The sequence below is a fragment of the Comamonas kerstersii genome, assembly GCF_002056725.1.
GTDB lineage: Bacteria > Pseudomonadota > Gammaproteobacteria > Burkholderiales > Burkholderiaceae_C > Comamonas > Comamonas kerstersii.
Map to the genome: position 1 here is coordinate 2510573 of NZ_CP020121.1, position 12378 is coordinate 2522950.

Below are 12378 nucleotides of genomic sequence, written 5' to 3' on the forward strand. Positions count from 1 at the left end.
TCTTTATGACACTTTCGTTTTTGTGGACTGCATTTTTCATGGGGCTCGTGGGTGGGCCCCATTGTCTTGCTATGTGCGCAGCACCCTGCCATGCCGTGATTCAAGGGCATGGCAAGGCGGTGCAGATGCATGCGACGTTGCCTCAACCTGCTGCATGGCCTGTATGGAGTGCCACGCAGTTTCACGCAGGTCGCTTGCTGGGCTATGGCGTGCTGGGAGCAGTGGCTGCGTTTGCCATGGAGCAGGTGGCCTGGTTTTCAGACCGCACCTCCATGCTGCATCCTGTGTGGGTGATGATGCACCTGGCCATTCTGGCCTGGGGCCTTCTGATGCTGTTTCAGGGGCAGCAGCCGCTGTGGCTGGAGCGTGCCGGGCGCATGGCCTGGAGCAAGGTCCAGCCTGTACTGGCCATGCGAGGCGGTGTGGTGCTGGCGGGGATGTGCTGGGCCTTGATGCCCTGCGGCTTGCTGTATTCCGCCATTTTGGTGGCGGCGCTGAGCGCTTCGCCACTGGCGGGGGGCTTGAGTATGGTGGCTTTTGGTCTGGGTGGGGCGCTGTGGCTGCTGGCTGCGCCTTATGCATGGCGCTGGCTCAGTGGCCGTGTCAGCCGTTTTCGCAGTGCGTGGGGCACGCGTGCAGCAGGTGGCATGCTGGTGCTGGTGTCGTTGTGGGCACTGTGGATGGATCTGATTTACAAGCCATCACTGTGGTGCCGTTAGGCCAGATCGAAAGCTAAAGCTAAAGAAGCGGGGGGGGGGAGGTTGGCGGAACTGCCGATGAAGGTGTCTGCAAAGCCACCGGGCCGTCAACCTGAACCGGGGGTTCAGGTGGGCGAGAGCAACCTAACGTTGGGTTCATCTGACGCGAGACGATCACGCTTGCTAGGCAATGTATCAAGCCCGTGCTCAATGAGCATTGGTTCAAGGCAATATAAAGCCCGGCGGGTTGCAGACGGGTGCAATTTTACTGCGGTTCTTGTGGTGCTGCAGGCAATTCCACACCATTGTCATTGTCTAGAGAAGGTTGTGCCTGTGCTTCGTCAGCAGAACTGGGCTCAGTCCCCAGTGCTTGATCCAGGCGCTGCAGCAGCTGTTCGGCCTGTGCCTGCTCCTGCGCAAGCAGTGCTTCCAGCGTCTGCAGGCGTTCGCCATCTTCATTGCTCAGCTGAGAAGACAGCTGCTGCTGCAGGTCGAGCAGCTGTTCGCGCAGTTTCAGATTTTCAAACGCCAGATTGACAGCCAGCAGCACCGCCACATGCTCGCGGGCACGCAGCTTGCTGGAGTCACGCATTTTCTGGAACTGCTGATCCACGCGCTCTACGGCCTCCAGGAGCTGTGCTTCCTGTCCGTCAGGGCAGGTCAGTACATAGTCCTGATGCAGAATCGTGACGTCCAGCTTGCTCATCGTGCCTCCCGGTTTTCTGGCAGACGCTCGATCAACTCATCCACACGTGCACGCGCGGCCTTCAGGCGTGACCTCAGCGAGTCGCGCTCTTTTTGCAGGGCTTGAATCTCTTCGGTGAGCAGGCGATTGGCGTGCTCCAGCGCTTCGTGCTTGGCCAGCAGCAGCTCTACACGCTCGGTAATGGGGGCAAGGATCGATGGTGTCGTCATGGATTGCTCTAATTGTAGGACTCCACTCTTCGCGAGAATGCAAAACTAGGTGAGATCGGTGAGCATATCTGCGAACTTGCATGGCTTTGTACGCAGCTTGCCTTGGTTTTTCATTGGGGTGTAACTTTGTGTATCCAGTGGGGGAGTGGTGTGGACCGCTAAAATCAGCGGATTCAATGTTGGTGCTCGCAACTTGGTTCACAAGTGTGCAGTTCAACGGGAAGCAGGGCGATGCGGCGAATCCTTCGCGTACATCTAGCCTGCGCTGCCCCCGCAACGGTGAGTTCCTGGTGTCAGATCTGGCACCCAGCCATCCACGCAGCCACTGAATGCCTTGAACAAGCATTTGGGAAGGCGATGGTCTTGACGAACCAGCCCGGATACCGGCCAACATCAGGTGTAGCACGCGCAGGCGGCTATTGTTTTGCCCATGGCTGGCGGGGAGGCTGGCGCGGGTGATCTTCTACACGATGTGCATGCACTTTCATCGGCTCTGGATGTTTTCAGCGGGTCCGCAGACTGCTGACGCAGCAGTTGAAGCCATGGTATGTGCGCTCAGACAGCCATTTCTATGAATATTGTGAATCACGGGCCCTGGCAGGAACTGATTCTGGGCGGCCAGAAAAGCGGCAAGACGCGCCGTGCAGAGCTGGCCGCGCGCGACTGGATCGCAGGCAGTGCTGGTCGCCGCGCCGTGTATCTGGCTACGGGTCAGGCCTGGGATGAGGAAATGCGCGTGCGCATCGCACGCCACCAGACAGACCGTGCACAGCGCGTGCCAGGCATGCAGACGGTGGAAGCGCCACGTCTGCTGGCCCAGGCGCTGCAGCAGCACAGCAATGCGCAGACGCTGGTGGTGGTGGATTGCCTGACGCTGTGGCTCACCAACTGGATGATGCCCATGGAAGGCGTGGAATTTGAGCCAAACCAGCCGCTGACGCAGGACTGGAGCGCGCAGCGTGCTCTTTTTCTGGAAGTGTTTCCTCGGTGCCCCGGGCCGGTGGTGCTGGTGGGCAATGAGATTGGCATGGGCGTGATTCCCATGGGGCGTGAGGTACGTGCCTTTGTAGATGCACTGGGCCGCCTGAACCAGGACGTGGCGCAGGCATGCAGTCGCGTGACTTTGATGGCAGCTGGCCTGCCACTGCAGCTCAAATGAAGCGCTATATACGACGCTGCAGCCTGCTGGCAGCCTGCTGGCTGGGCCTGCTGGGCAGTGTGCAGGCTGCCGATGTGCCGCCTGAGGCGCTCAAGGATGAGCGCGGCCGTAGCGTGGTGCTGAGTCAGCCACCACAGCGCATTGTGAGCCTGCTGCCTTCGCTGACTGAGACCGTGTGCGCGCTGGGGGCCTGCGACAAGCTGGTCGGGGTGGACCGCTATTCCAACTGGCCTGAAGACTTGCAGCGCAAGCTGCCCGTGGTGGGCGGTGGGCTGGACCCGAATGTGGAAGCCATTGTGGCGCTCAAGCCCGATGTGGTGCTGCTGTCCAGTTCGGCGCGCGTGGGCGAGCGTCTGGAGGCGCTGGGCCTGCGCACGGTGGCATTGGAGCCCCGTACGTCGGCCGATGTGCTGCGCGTGATGCATTCCGTGGGCGTGGTGCTGGGCCAGCCACCGCAGCAGGTGCAGGCCGTGTGGCAGCGTATGCAGAACGGGGTGCAGGCAGCGGCGCAGTCCCTGCCACCAGAAGTGCAGGGTGCGCGCGTGTACTTTGAAGTCAGCCGTGGGCCGTATGTGGCGGGGCCATCGTCTTTTATCGGGGAAATGCTCAGCCGCATGCAACTGGGCAATGTGGTGCCGCAGGAGATGGGGCCGTTTCCGCGCGTGAACCCGGAGTTCATCGTGCGTGCGCGGCCTGATGTGATTTTGATGGTCAACCACAGCATGCAGGCTGCCTCGTCCTACCCGGGCTGGCAGTCGCTGGAGGCTGTGAAGCAGCAGCGCATCTGTACTTTTGATGCAAGAGAGTCCGATGTGATCGTGCGCCCCGGGCCGCGCATGGACGAAGCCGCCGCACTGATTGCACGCTGCGTGCGTGAGAAAGCACCTCGCCGTGGCCATGAATAACAGTGCCATGTCGCGTGAAAACACCAGCTTGTTTCAAGAAAACAGCAGCTTGTTTCAAGAAAACAGCAGCTTGTTTCAAGAAAACAGCAGCTTGTTTCGTGAAAAACGGCGCAGTGCCTGGCTGGCGCTGGGCCTGCTGCTGCTGAGTGTGGGCGCCATGGGCATCGGTGCCAGTGTGGGCAGCACCGGCTGGGAAAGCGTGTGGCACATGCAGCAGGACCCTGTGGCCTGGCAGATCGTCTGGGACATTCGCCTGCCGCGCACGCTGGGCGCCTGGCTGGCGGGCGCATTGCTGGGGCTGGCAGGTGCGGTGGCGCAGGGGCTGTTTCGCAACCCGCTGGCCGATCCTTATCTGCTGGGCAGCGCCTCGGGCGCTTCGCTGGGCGGTGCGGTCGCCATGGTGCTGGGCGGCTCGACCGCCATGGGCATGGAATGGATGCAGCGCCTGGGCATGACGGGCATGGCCTTTGTGGGTGCTGGCATTGCCGTGCTGCTGGCGCTGATGCTGGCGCAGGGCGTGCAAAACAGTCTGCGCCTTTTGCTGGCCGGGGTGGTGGTGGGCGTGGTGCTCAGCGCCATGCGTGACATGCTGGAGCTGCGCTATCCGGACATCCTGCAGCCCATGAAAGCTTTTGGTCTGGGTAGTACCGCCTTTATAGGCTGGCAGTCCTGCGGTCTGATGCTGGGGGCGCTGCTGGTGTGCCTGCTGGCGGCTTGGGGACTGGCGCGGGTGCTCGATGGGCTGAGCCTGGGCGAATCCACAGCAGCCAGTCTGGGCCTGCCGCTGGCACCCATGCGTGCAGGGCTGATTGTGGTGATGGCACTGGCCACGGGCACGGCTGTGGCACAGGCTGGCTTGATTGCCTTTGTGGGGCTGGCTGCGCCGCATCTGGTGCGCAGCATGGTCAGCGCAGGGCAGGCACGCAGCTGCCTGCTCAGCAGTCTGATGGGCGGCGTATTGCTGCTGCTGGCCGACATTCTGGCGCGCTGGGTCATGGCGCCAGAGGAATTGCCCGTAGGCGTGCTGACCGCATTGCTGGGTGGCAGCTATCTGCTGTGGCTCATGCACCGTGGCCACGCTGCGCGGCAGGGGAGGGGCACATGAAGAGCGCTTTGCCTGTGGCACTGCAGGCCCGGCAGCTGCAGGTATCAGCCGGTCGCCAGCGCTTGCTGCATGGCCTGGATGTACAGCTGCCTGCACAGCAGTGGACGGCCATTGTGGGCCCCAATGGGGCGGGTAAGTCCACGCTGCTGCGGGCGCTGGCCGGGCTGCTGCCGCGCAGCGCGTGGCAGGGGCAGATAGAGCTGATGGGTCGCGCATTGCAGGACTGGCCACGCCGCGAGCGCGCACGCATGCTGTCGTGGATGGGGCAAAACGAAAACACCACGCAGGATGTGTGCAGCTATGACGTGGTCATGCTGGGCCGCCTGCCACACCAGAGCTGGCTGGCTGCCCCCAATGCTGAGGACCACACTGTGGTGCAGCAATGCCTGCAGATGACGCAGGCCTGGGACTGGCGACATCGGTCGCTGGCGGAGCTTTCCGGCGGTGAGCGCCAGCGCGTGCTGCTGGCGCGTGCGCTGGCCGTGCAGGCGCAGGTGCTGCTGATGGACGAGCCGCTGGCCAATCTGGATCCGCCGCACCAGAGCGCCTGGATGGACACTGTGCAGGCCCAGGTTGCCAGCGGCCACACCGTGGTCAGCGTGCTGCATGAGCTGGGCATTGCGCTGCAGTCCGACCACATGGTGGTCATGCAGGCCGGGCGTGTGCTGCACCAGGGTGCGACGCAGGATGCAGCCACCCATGCGGCGCTGGAGGCGGTGTTCGAGCACCGCATCCGCATCCGCGAGATCGACGGCATGTGGATGGCGCTGCCCACGGCAGGCCATGCCCCATCGATGAAGAACAAAAATGGCCGCTAAGGCCGATGCTAAAAGCGCAGACAGCTATGCAAATTGAAACACCACCGAGCGAAAAGCCCTACGACAAGGCCGAGGGCGAACGCCGCGGCCTGGTCATCGTCAACACCGGTGACGGCAAGGGCAAGAGCACGGCCGCCTTCGGGCTGGCGTTCCGTGCGCTGGGCCGGGGCAAGGCGGTCAAGGTTTTCCAGTTCATGAAAGTGCCCACGGCACGTTTTGGCGAGCACCGCCTGGCAGAGCGCGTGGGCCTGCCCGTGGAAGGGCTGGGCGACGGCTTCAGCTGGAAGAGCAAGGACCTGGACCACTCCGCGCAGTTGGCGCGTGAGGGCTGGGACAAGGCCAAGGCGGCCATTCTCTCGGGCGCGTATTTCCTCGTCGTGCTCGATGAGGTGACCTATCCCCTGATCTATGGCTGGTTGCCGCTGCAGGAAGTCCTCGATACCCTGCAGGCACGACCGAAAGACGTGCATGTGTGCCTCACGGGCCGCCGCTGCCCGCAGGAGCTCATCGCCATCGCGGACACGGTGACCGAGATGCAGATGATCAAGCACGCCTTTCAGGCAGGCATTCCTGCGCAACGCGGCATTGAAGACTGAAAGGGGAACGGGATGAGCGAGACCCACGATCTGGACCAGTACGCCACCATTGCGGCCACACCGTTTTCGTCGGCCGAGCGAGCGGCCGTGTACCGCGCCATCTACGAGCGGCGCGACATGCGCCACTTTGTGCCGGGCACGGTGCCGGACGAGGTGCTGCTGCGTCTGCTGCGTGCCGCGCACCATGCGCCCAGCGTCGGCTTCATGCAGCCCTGGCGCTTTATCCGCATTCGCTCGCGTGCCATGCGCGAAGGTATTCATGCGCTGGTTGAGCAGGAGCGCGTGCTCACCGCCAAGGCGCTGGGAGAGCGTGAAGAAGACTTCATGCAGCTCAAGGTGCAGGGCGTGCTGGACGCGGCCGAGGTGCTGATCGTCAGCCTGCCGCCGGGGCGCGAAGCCCATGTGTTTGGCCGCCGCACCATGCCCGAGATGGACATGGCCTCTGCCGCCTGCGCCATCCAGAACATGTGGCTGGCCGCGCGGGCCGAAGGGCTGGGCATGGGCTGGGTGTCGATCTACGACCCCGTGGCGCTCGCCCAGCTGCTGGAAATGCCCGCAGGCAGCTACCCGCTGGCCGTGCTGTGCCTGGGCCCCGTGCAGGCCTACTACGCCGAGCCCATGCTGCAGCAGGAAAAATGGGCCGCACGCGCACCGCTGGAAGACATGCTGTTTGACGAGCGCTGGGGCCAGCCCGCCGTCACCAACAATCCGCCTGCGCAGCCATGAGCTGGTTCGATGGCATCGGGGCGCTGGTGCAGGCCATCAGCCCTGTGGCATGGCTGTGCCAGTTGTGGAGCACGGAAAGCATCTGGCAGGCCTGGGGTGCGCAGCAGCTGATGGTGGCCGCACTGGCCGTGCTGGTGGCACTGCTGCTGGATCGCCTCTGGGGTGAGCCGCCCGTGTGGCTGCACCCCGTGGTGCTCATGGGCAAGCTGCTGGGTGGAATTGGTAAATGCATAGCGCCTAGCGCCGATAAATCAAGGGATTGCAAGTCTTTTCTATCTGGAATGCTTGCATGGCTTGCGCTAGCAGCTCTCTTTTTTGTAGTTTATGCCGCGCTGCAATGGCTGTTCCTGTTTACGGCGTGGTGGATGCAAGGCGTGGTGCTGGGTGTGCTGCTCAAGCCGCTGCTGTCCTGGCGCATGCTGTGCGACGAAGTGCTGGCCGTGGAAGCCGCACTGCAACAGTCGCTGGCAGCAGGGCGTGAGCGCCTGTCCTGGCTGGTCAGCCGTGACACCGCGCAGCTGGATGCAGGCGTGGTGCGCGAAAGCGCCATCGAAACGCTGGCCGAAAACCTCTCGGACTCCGTGATCGCCCCCTTGTTCTGGTTTGCGTTGCTGGGCCTGCCGGGGGCGGCGGTCTATCGCCTCACCAACACGGCCGATGCCATGTGGGGCTACCCCGGCTGGCGCGGGCAGGGTGCGCAGCGCCGCCACTGGCAATGGGCGGGCAAATGGGTGGCGCGCACGGACGATGTGCTGAACTGGATCCCTGCGCGCTTCACAGCCTTGCTGCTGGCGCTGGTGGCGCGTGGTGTGTCCTGGGCTGCGCTGCGCCGCGATGCGGCTGTGACCCCATCGCCCAATGGCGGCTGGCCCATGGGCGCAATGGCGCAGGCGCTGGGTGTGCGGCTGGGCAAGCCCGGGGTCTATGTGCTCAACCCCGCAGGGCAGGTGCCGCAGACGGCGCAGCTGCAGCGCAGTGTGCAGCTGGCTGGGCGTGTGGTGCTTGTGATGGCCGTGTGCAGCGCGGTGGTGCTGCTGGCTGCAGGCGGGGTGGTCTATGGCTGAGATAGGCGTGCATGGCGGCACGGATGCACTGGGCATCCCGGCGCATGATTTTTCGACCAACCGCAATGCCTGTGGACCCTGCCCGCTGGCCGTAGAAGCCTTGCAGGCCGCGCACAGAGCACAGTACCCGGACCCCACCTATACCGCGCTGCGCGAGCAGCTGGCGCAGTTCCATGGCGTGGAGCCGCGGCGCGTGGTGATGGCGGGCAGCGCCAGCGAATTCATCCACCGCATCACCATGCATGCGCTGCGCCAGGGCGCATCCTGCGTGAGTTTTCCGGCCCACCACTATGGCGACTATCCACAGGCCGCTCAGGTCTGGGGCTTGCAGCTGGCAGATCGTGCAGCGCAGCGCCTCGGCACAGGGTTGCACTGGGCCTGCGCGCCGTCCAGCCCGCTGGGGCAAGAAGATGCAGTGCTGGCCCAGTGGGCAGCGCATCCTGCAACGCCCGGCACCTGGCGTGTACTGGACTGCGCCTATGCACCGCTGCGTCTGGACTCCGCGCCAGCGCTGCCAGGGCTGGACCAGCTCTGGCAGATGTGGACGCCGAACAAGGCGCTGGGCATGACGGGCGTGCGTGCCGCCTATGCGATTGCGCCGGAGCATGTGACGGAGCAGGAGCTGACTGCGCTGCGCCTGCTGGCCCCTTCCTGGGTGGTGGGGGCGCATGGCGTGGCCATGCTGCAGGCCTGGACGCAACCCGAGGTGCAGCAATGGCTGCAAGCCAGTCTGGTGCAGCTGCGAGACTGGAAAAGCCAGCAGTTGCAGCTGTGCAAACGGCTGGGTTGGCAGGTGCTGCCGGGTAGCCAGGCCAACTATTTTGTCGCGCGCTGGCCAGAGCATTTGCACACTGCCATGCCGCAGTGGCTGGCCGCCTTGCGCGCGCAGAGCATCAAGCTGCGGGATGCTACCAGTTTTGGTTTGCCGGGCTGCGTGCGCCTAGCTGTGCTGCCCCCTGCATCGCAGCGGGTGCTGGAGCAGGCGTGGCAGGAACTGGTCCTAAAGGAATCAATATGACGACACTCCCTCTGCCCCAACCGGGCCAGCGCCAGGCCTTGTGCGTCATGGTGCTGGGCACCAGCAGCAATGCAGGCAAGAGCTGGGTCAGCACGGCGCTGTGTGCCTGGTATCGCGCCCAGGGCTACAAGGTGGCGCCCTTCAAGGCCCAGAACATGAGCAACAACGCACGTGTGGTGGCTACGCCTGATGGACAGTGGGGCGAGATCGGCACAGCGCAATACCTGCAGGCACTGGCCTGTGGTGTGGAGCCCGATGTGCGCATGAACCCGCTGCTGCTCAAGCCAGAGGCGGATACGCGCAGCCAGGTGGTGCTGATGGGGCAGGTGAATGCCCAGCTCTCAGCGCTGCCCTGGCGTGCGCGCAGTGCGCAGGTGTGGCCGCATATCACCGCAGCGCTGGACAGCCTGCGTGCGGAATATGAGGTGGTGGTGATCGAGGGCGCAGGCTCGCCAGCAGAAATCAATCTGCACGACAGCGACATCGTCAACATGCGTGTAGCGCGGCATTGCGATGCGCACTGCCTGCTGGTGGCGGATATCGACCGAGGCGGAGCCTTTGCCCATTTGTACGGCACCTGGGCACTGCTGCCACCGCAGGAGCAGGCGCTGATCCGTGGCTTTGTGCTCAACAAGTTCCGGGGTGACCCAGGCCTGCTGGCTCCCGCGCCGCAGATGCTGCAGGAACGCACGGGCGTGCCCACGGTGGCCACGATTCCCATGCAGTGTGGCCACGGCCTGCCTGAGGAAGATGGGGTGTTCGATGCACGCAGCACGGGGCAGGGCTCCATTCACACGACGGTGGCCATCGTGGCCTATCCGCGCATGAGCAACCATGACGAATTCCAGCCGCTGCGCAGCGTACCTGGCGTGCGCGTGGTCTGGGCGCGCAGCCCGGCAGATCTGGCGGGTGCCGACTGGGTGATTCTGCCTGGCAGCAAGGCCACGGCGGCCGACCTGGCCTGGATGCGCCATCAGGGGCTGGATGCGGCCGTGGTGGCCCATGCACATGCCGGGCGGCGCGTGCTGGGCATTTGCGGCGGCCTGCAGATGCTGGGCGAGGCGCTGATTGACCTGCACGGCGTGGATGGCAATGCCGCTGGCCTGGGCCTGCTGCCGCTGGTGACGCTGTTTGCGCCGGAGAAAACCGTGCGCCGTGTAAAGGTGCAGCTGCCACCGCTGCGCGGGGTGTGGTCGGCGCTGAATGGGCTGCAGCTGCAGGTCTATGAAATTCACCACGGCCAGACCCAGCTGCGTGCGGACATGGAGGCGGGCCAGGCACAGCGTGCTGATGAACCCGTGCCCGGCATGGTCTGGCAAAGTGCGCAGGGCAATGTCTGGGGTACGTACTGGCATGGCATGTTGGAAAACGCGGCCATGCTGCAGGCGCTGTGGGGGGCGCAGGCACCGTCGCTGGATCAGGTGTTTGCGCGCATGGCTTTGGGGGTTGAAGACTGGTTTGCTTACAAAAGGTAAGCACATGCTTTTTGTGTAGGTTGCAGACTTCAGCCACTGAGGTCTTGCACCGATACATGCTTTCATGGCAGTGCAGGATGCTCGTCCCATCTCTCATGTTCAAGGAGTACTGACCCATGAAGCAGCAATGGAATACCGCTTTTCGCTGGTCGCTGGGTGCCCTGGCTGTGATGGGCGCTTCGCTGGCCTTGGCACAGGCACAGCCTGCCCCGGAACCGCCGCCACCTGCAGCCGCACATGCGCAGCCACACCACCCGGCCAAGCAGATGCACAAGCACGGACCTAAGCACGGCACCAAGCACAAGGGCTCGAACAAGTACGCCAGCCCGAAAAAGCACGAAGCAGCAGCCGTTGCGGCTGAGCGCCGCCGTGGTGCAGGCCATGGAGAAAGCATGGACCAGTACCAGCGCAATGCCCTCAAGCGCTGCGATGTGTTCAAGACCGAAGAAGATCGCCGCTCCTGTGTGGCACGTGTGCACCATGCACAGGTGACAGGCAGCGTGGAAGGCGGTGGTGTGCTGCGCAAGTACACAGAGACAGCGCCAGCGGCAGGCCACCACCATGCACCGGGGCATGCTCCTGCCCATGCTCCTGCCCATGCGCCGCACAAGGCACATCACCCGGAAAAACCTGCCCGCTGATGGCGTGCTGCACCTGCGCAACCCGGCATGGCCGGGTTTTTTTGTGCGTGGGTTTTGAGCTGCCGTGCTTCAGACCTGGCTTGCAAGTTGCATACTTCAGTCTGGGCGCCGTGGCGCCATTTTGTTTGTATGAGGTGTGTTGATATGTCCTGCGTGATCCCTGAAGTTGCTTGCATCCACGATGCTGGTTTTGCTGCCCATGTGCAGACCCTGCTTGATGAGAAAACCAAGCCAGTCGGATCGCTCGGCGTGCTGGAGCAGCTGGCCCACCGCATCGCCTGCATTCTGGGCACGGACCAGCCCGTGCTGCAGCAGCCGCAGATGGTGGTGTTTGCGGCAGACCATGGCCTGGCGGCGCGCGGTGTGTCGGCCTATCCCGTGGATGTGACCTGGCAGATGGTGGAAAACTTCATGGCTGGAGGTGCGGCCGTGAGCGTGCTGGCACGCCAGCATGGGGTGGCGCTGAACGTGGTGGACTGCGGTGTGGCACGCGACTTTGCCGTGCGTGAACAGGACCCGCACGACAAGCTGCCCAAGGCTGGACAGCCCCGCCTGTGGCGCCGCAAGGTGGCCTATGGCACGCAGGACTGCAGCCAGGGGCCCGCCATGACGGCGCAGGAATGCGCGCTGGCCATTCGCAATGGTGTGGAGCTGGTCAAACAGTTGCCCGGCAATGCGCTGCTGCTCGGTGAAATGGGCATTGGCAATACCTCGACAGCTTCGCTGCTGCTGTCCAGGCTGTGTGGCATTCCTGTGGCGCAGGTGACCGGCATGGGCACGGGCCTGAATGCCGAAGGCGTGCAGCGCAAGATTGCTGTGCTGGAAGCAGTGCTGGCCAAGCATGCGGATGTGACCGAACCGCTGCAAGTGCTGGCCGCCATGGGCGGGCTGGAAGTTGCCACCATGGTCGGCGCTGTGCTGCAGGCCGCGGCCGAGCGCCGCGTGATTGTGGTCGATGGCTTTATCACCACATCGGCCGTGCTGGTGGCCAGCCGCCTGCAGCCAGCGGTGCTGCAGCGCTGTGTCTATGCCCACCGCTCGGGCGAACCCGGGCATGATCTGATGCTCAAGGCACTGAACGCCCAGCCCCTGCTGGACTGGCAGCTGCGTCTGGGTGAAGGCTCGGGCGCTGCCACTGCCTGGCCGCTGCTGCCTTCGGCCTGCGCCATCCTGCGCGAGATGGCCAGCTTTGCCTCGGCTGGCGTGGCCACCAAGGCAGACTAGACGTTCTTCATCAGAACCCCTTGCGATGTTCGCA

At 64.0% G+C, this 12378-nt stretch carries 14 protein-coding genes and 1 riboswitch; of the genes, 12 read left to right on the plus strand and 2 right to left on the minus strand.

The window, feature by feature from the left end:
• Nucleotides 1-5 precede the first annotated feature (5 nt).
• Nucleotides 6-719: a sulfite exporter TauE/SafE family protein gene (locus B5M06_RS11750; RefSeq protein ID WP_058879840.1), complete on the plus strand. Its 714-nt coding sequence runs from the start codon at nucleotides 6-8 to the stop codon at nucleotides 717-719.
• Between the two features lie 244 nt (nucleotides 720-963).
• Here the strand turns inward: B5M06_RS11750 and B5M06_RS11755 are convergent, their stop codons facing one another.
• Together B5M06_RS11755 and B5M06_RS11760 are read right to left on the minus strand one after the other, a co-directional pair.
• Nucleotides 964-1404 (minus strand): cell division protein ZapA, encoded by a 441-nt coding sequence (locus B5M06_RS11755; RefSeq protein ID WP_054067594.1) that lies wholly within the window; start codon nucleotides 1402-1404, stop codon nucleotides 964-966.
• Nucleotides 1401-1613, minus strand: coding sequence for a DUF5320 domain-containing protein (locus B5M06_RS11760; protein ID WP_054067595.1), 213 nt, complete (start codon nucleotides 1611-1613; stop codon nucleotides 1401-1403). The genes B5M06_RS11755 and B5M06_RS11760 overlap by 4 nt, the downstream gene beginning before the upstream one ends.
• Nucleotides 1614-1776: 163 nt before the next feature.
• Nucleotides 1777-2019: riboswitch (cobalamin riboswitch) on the plus strand.
• A 165-nt stretch (nucleotides 2020-2184) separates the two neighbouring features.
• Here B5M06_RS11760 and cobU point away from each other — a divergent pair.
• The 11 genes from cobU to cobT all read left to right on the plus strand — a co-directional run bounded on the left by cobU (nucleotide 2185) and on the right by cobT (nucleotide 12344).
• Nucleotides 2185-2772 carry a bifunctional adenosylcobinamide kinase/adenosylcobinamide-phosphate guanylyltransferase gene (gene cobU, locus B5M06_RS11765; RefSeq protein ID WP_054067596.1) on the plus strand — a complete coding sequence of 196 codons (588 nt, stop codon included), beginning with the start codon at nucleotides 2185-2187 and terminating at the stop codon, nucleotides 2770-2772.
• Nucleotides 2769-3677, plus strand: coding sequence for an ABC transporter substrate-binding protein (locus B5M06_RS11770; RefSeq protein WP_054067597.1), 909 nt, complete (start codon nucleotides 2769-2771; stop codon nucleotides 3675-3677). The genes cobU and B5M06_RS11770 overlap by 4 nt, the downstream gene beginning before the upstream one ends.
• Nucleotides 3678-3768: 91 nt before the next feature.
• Nucleotides 3769-4782, plus strand: a complete 1014-nt coding sequence (locus B5M06_RS11775) for a FecCD family ABC transporter permease (RefSeq protein ID WP_240183914.1) — start codon at nucleotides 3769-3771, stop codon at nucleotides 4780-4782.
• Nucleotides 4779-5600 (plus strand): ABC transporter ATP-binding protein, encoded by an 822-nt coding sequence (locus B5M06_RS11780; RefSeq protein WP_054067598.1) that lies wholly within the window; start codon nucleotides 4779-4781, stop codon nucleotides 5598-5600. Before B5M06_RS11775 ends, B5M06_RS11780 begins: the two co-directional genes overlap by 4 nt.
• A gap of 26 nt (nucleotides 5601-5626) precedes the next feature.
• Nucleotides 5627-6196: a cob(I)yrinic acid a,c-diamide adenosyltransferase gene (gene cobO / locus B5M06_RS11785; protein ID WP_054067599.1), complete on the plus strand. Its 570-nt coding sequence runs from the start codon at nucleotides 5627-5629 to the stop codon at nucleotides 6194-6196.
• Nucleotides 6197-6208: 12 nt separating this feature from the next.
• A complete protein-coding gene (bluB, locus tag B5M06_RS11790) occupies nucleotides 6209-6922 on the plus strand; it encodes a 5,6-dimethylbenzimidazole synthase (protein WP_054067600.1) in 714 nt (237 codons plus the stop codon).
• Nucleotides 6919-7986: an adenosylcobinamide-phosphate synthase CbiB gene (gene cbiB, locus B5M06_RS11795; RefSeq protein WP_054067601.1), complete on the plus strand. Its 1068-nt coding sequence runs from the start codon at nucleotides 6919-6921 to the stop codon at nucleotides 7984-7986. The genes bluB and cbiB overlap by 4 nt, the downstream gene beginning before the upstream one ends.
• Entirely contained in the window at nucleotides 7979-9004 is a 1026-nt protein-coding gene (locus tag B5M06_RS11800) for an aminotransferase class I/II-fold pyridoxal phosphate-dependent enzyme (RefSeq protein ID WP_054067602.1), read from the plus strand. The genes cbiB and B5M06_RS11800 overlap by 8 nt, the downstream gene beginning before the upstream one ends.
• Nucleotides 9001-10479 (plus strand): cobyric acid synthase, encoded by a 1479-nt coding sequence (locus B5M06_RS11805; protein WP_054067603.1) that lies wholly within the window; start codon nucleotides 9001-9003, stop codon nucleotides 10477-10479. The genes B5M06_RS11800 and B5M06_RS11805 overlap by 4 nt, the downstream gene beginning before the upstream one ends.
• A 116-nt stretch (nucleotides 10480-10595) precedes the next feature.
• On the plus strand, nucleotides 10596-11120 hold the full coding sequence (locus tag B5M06_RS11810) for a hypothetical protein (RefSeq protein ID WP_240183915.1): 525 nt from the start codon (nucleotides 10596-10598) through the stop codon (nucleotides 11118-11120).
• Nucleotides 11121-11264: 144 nt separating this feature from the next.
• Complete coding sequence (gene cobT, locus B5M06_RS11815; RefSeq protein ID WP_114070960.1) at nucleotides 11265-12344, plus strand: nicotinate-nucleotide--dimethylbenzimidazole phosphoribosyltransferase; 1080 nt, start codon at nucleotides 11265-11267, stop codon at nucleotides 12342-12344.
• Nucleotides 12345-12378: the final 34 nt, after the last annotated feature.

What these genes read in the sequence shown, in the direction of transcription:
- B5M06_RS11800 (WP_054067602.1), top strand. Translation starts at nt 7,979, where the DNA reads ATGGCTGAGATAGGCGTGCATGGCGGCACGGATGCACTGGGCATCCCG.
- cobU (WP_054067596.1), top strand. Translation starts at nt 2,185, where the DNA reads ATGAATATTGTGAATCACGGGCCCTGGCAGGAACTGATTCTGGGCGGC.
- cobO (WP_054067599.1), top strand. Translation starts at nt 5,627, where the DNA reads ATGCAAATTGAAACACCACCGAGCGAAAAGCCCTACGACAAGGCCGAG.
- bluB (WP_054067600.1), top strand. Translation starts at nt 6,209, where the DNA reads ATGAGCGAGACCCACGATCTGGACCAGTACGCCACCATTGCGGCCACA.
- B5M06_RS11760 (WP_054067595.1), bottom strand. Translation starts at nt 1,613, where the DNA reads ATGACGACACCATCGATCCTTGCCCCCATTACCGAGCGTGTAGAGCTG.
- B5M06_RS11750 (WP_058879840.1), top strand. Translation starts at nt 6, where the DNA reads ATGACACTTTCGTTTTTGTGGACTGCATTTTTCATGGGGCTCGTGGGT.
- B5M06_RS11805 (WP_054067603.1), top strand. Translation starts at nt 9,001, where the DNA reads ATGACGACACTCCCTCTGCCCCAACCGGGCCAGCGCCAGGCCTTGTGC.
- cbiB (WP_054067601.1), top strand. Translation starts at nt 6,919, where the DNA reads ATGAGCTGGTTCGATGGCATCGGGGCGCTGGTGCAGGCCATCAGCCCT.
- B5M06_RS11770 (WP_054067597.1), top strand. Translation starts at nt 2,769, where the DNA reads ATGAAGCGCTATATACGACGCTGCAGCCTGCTGGCAGCCTGCTGGCTG.
- B5M06_RS11780 (WP_054067598.1), top strand. Translation starts at nt 4,779, where the DNA reads ATGAAGAGCGCTTTGCCTGTGGCACTGCAGGCCCGGCAGCTGCAGGTA.
- cobT (WP_114070960.1), top strand. Translation starts at nt 11,265, where the DNA reads ATGTCCTGCGTGATCCCTGAAGTTGCTTGCATCCACGATGCTGGTTTT.
- B5M06_RS11810 (WP_240183915.1), top strand. Translation starts at nt 10,596, where the DNA reads ATGAAGCAGCAATGGAATACCGCTTTTCGCTGGTCGCTGGGTGCCCTG.
- B5M06_RS11755 (WP_054067594.1), bottom strand. Translation starts at nt 1,404, where the DNA reads ATGAGCAAGCTGGACGTCACGATTCTGCATCAGGACTATGTACTGACC.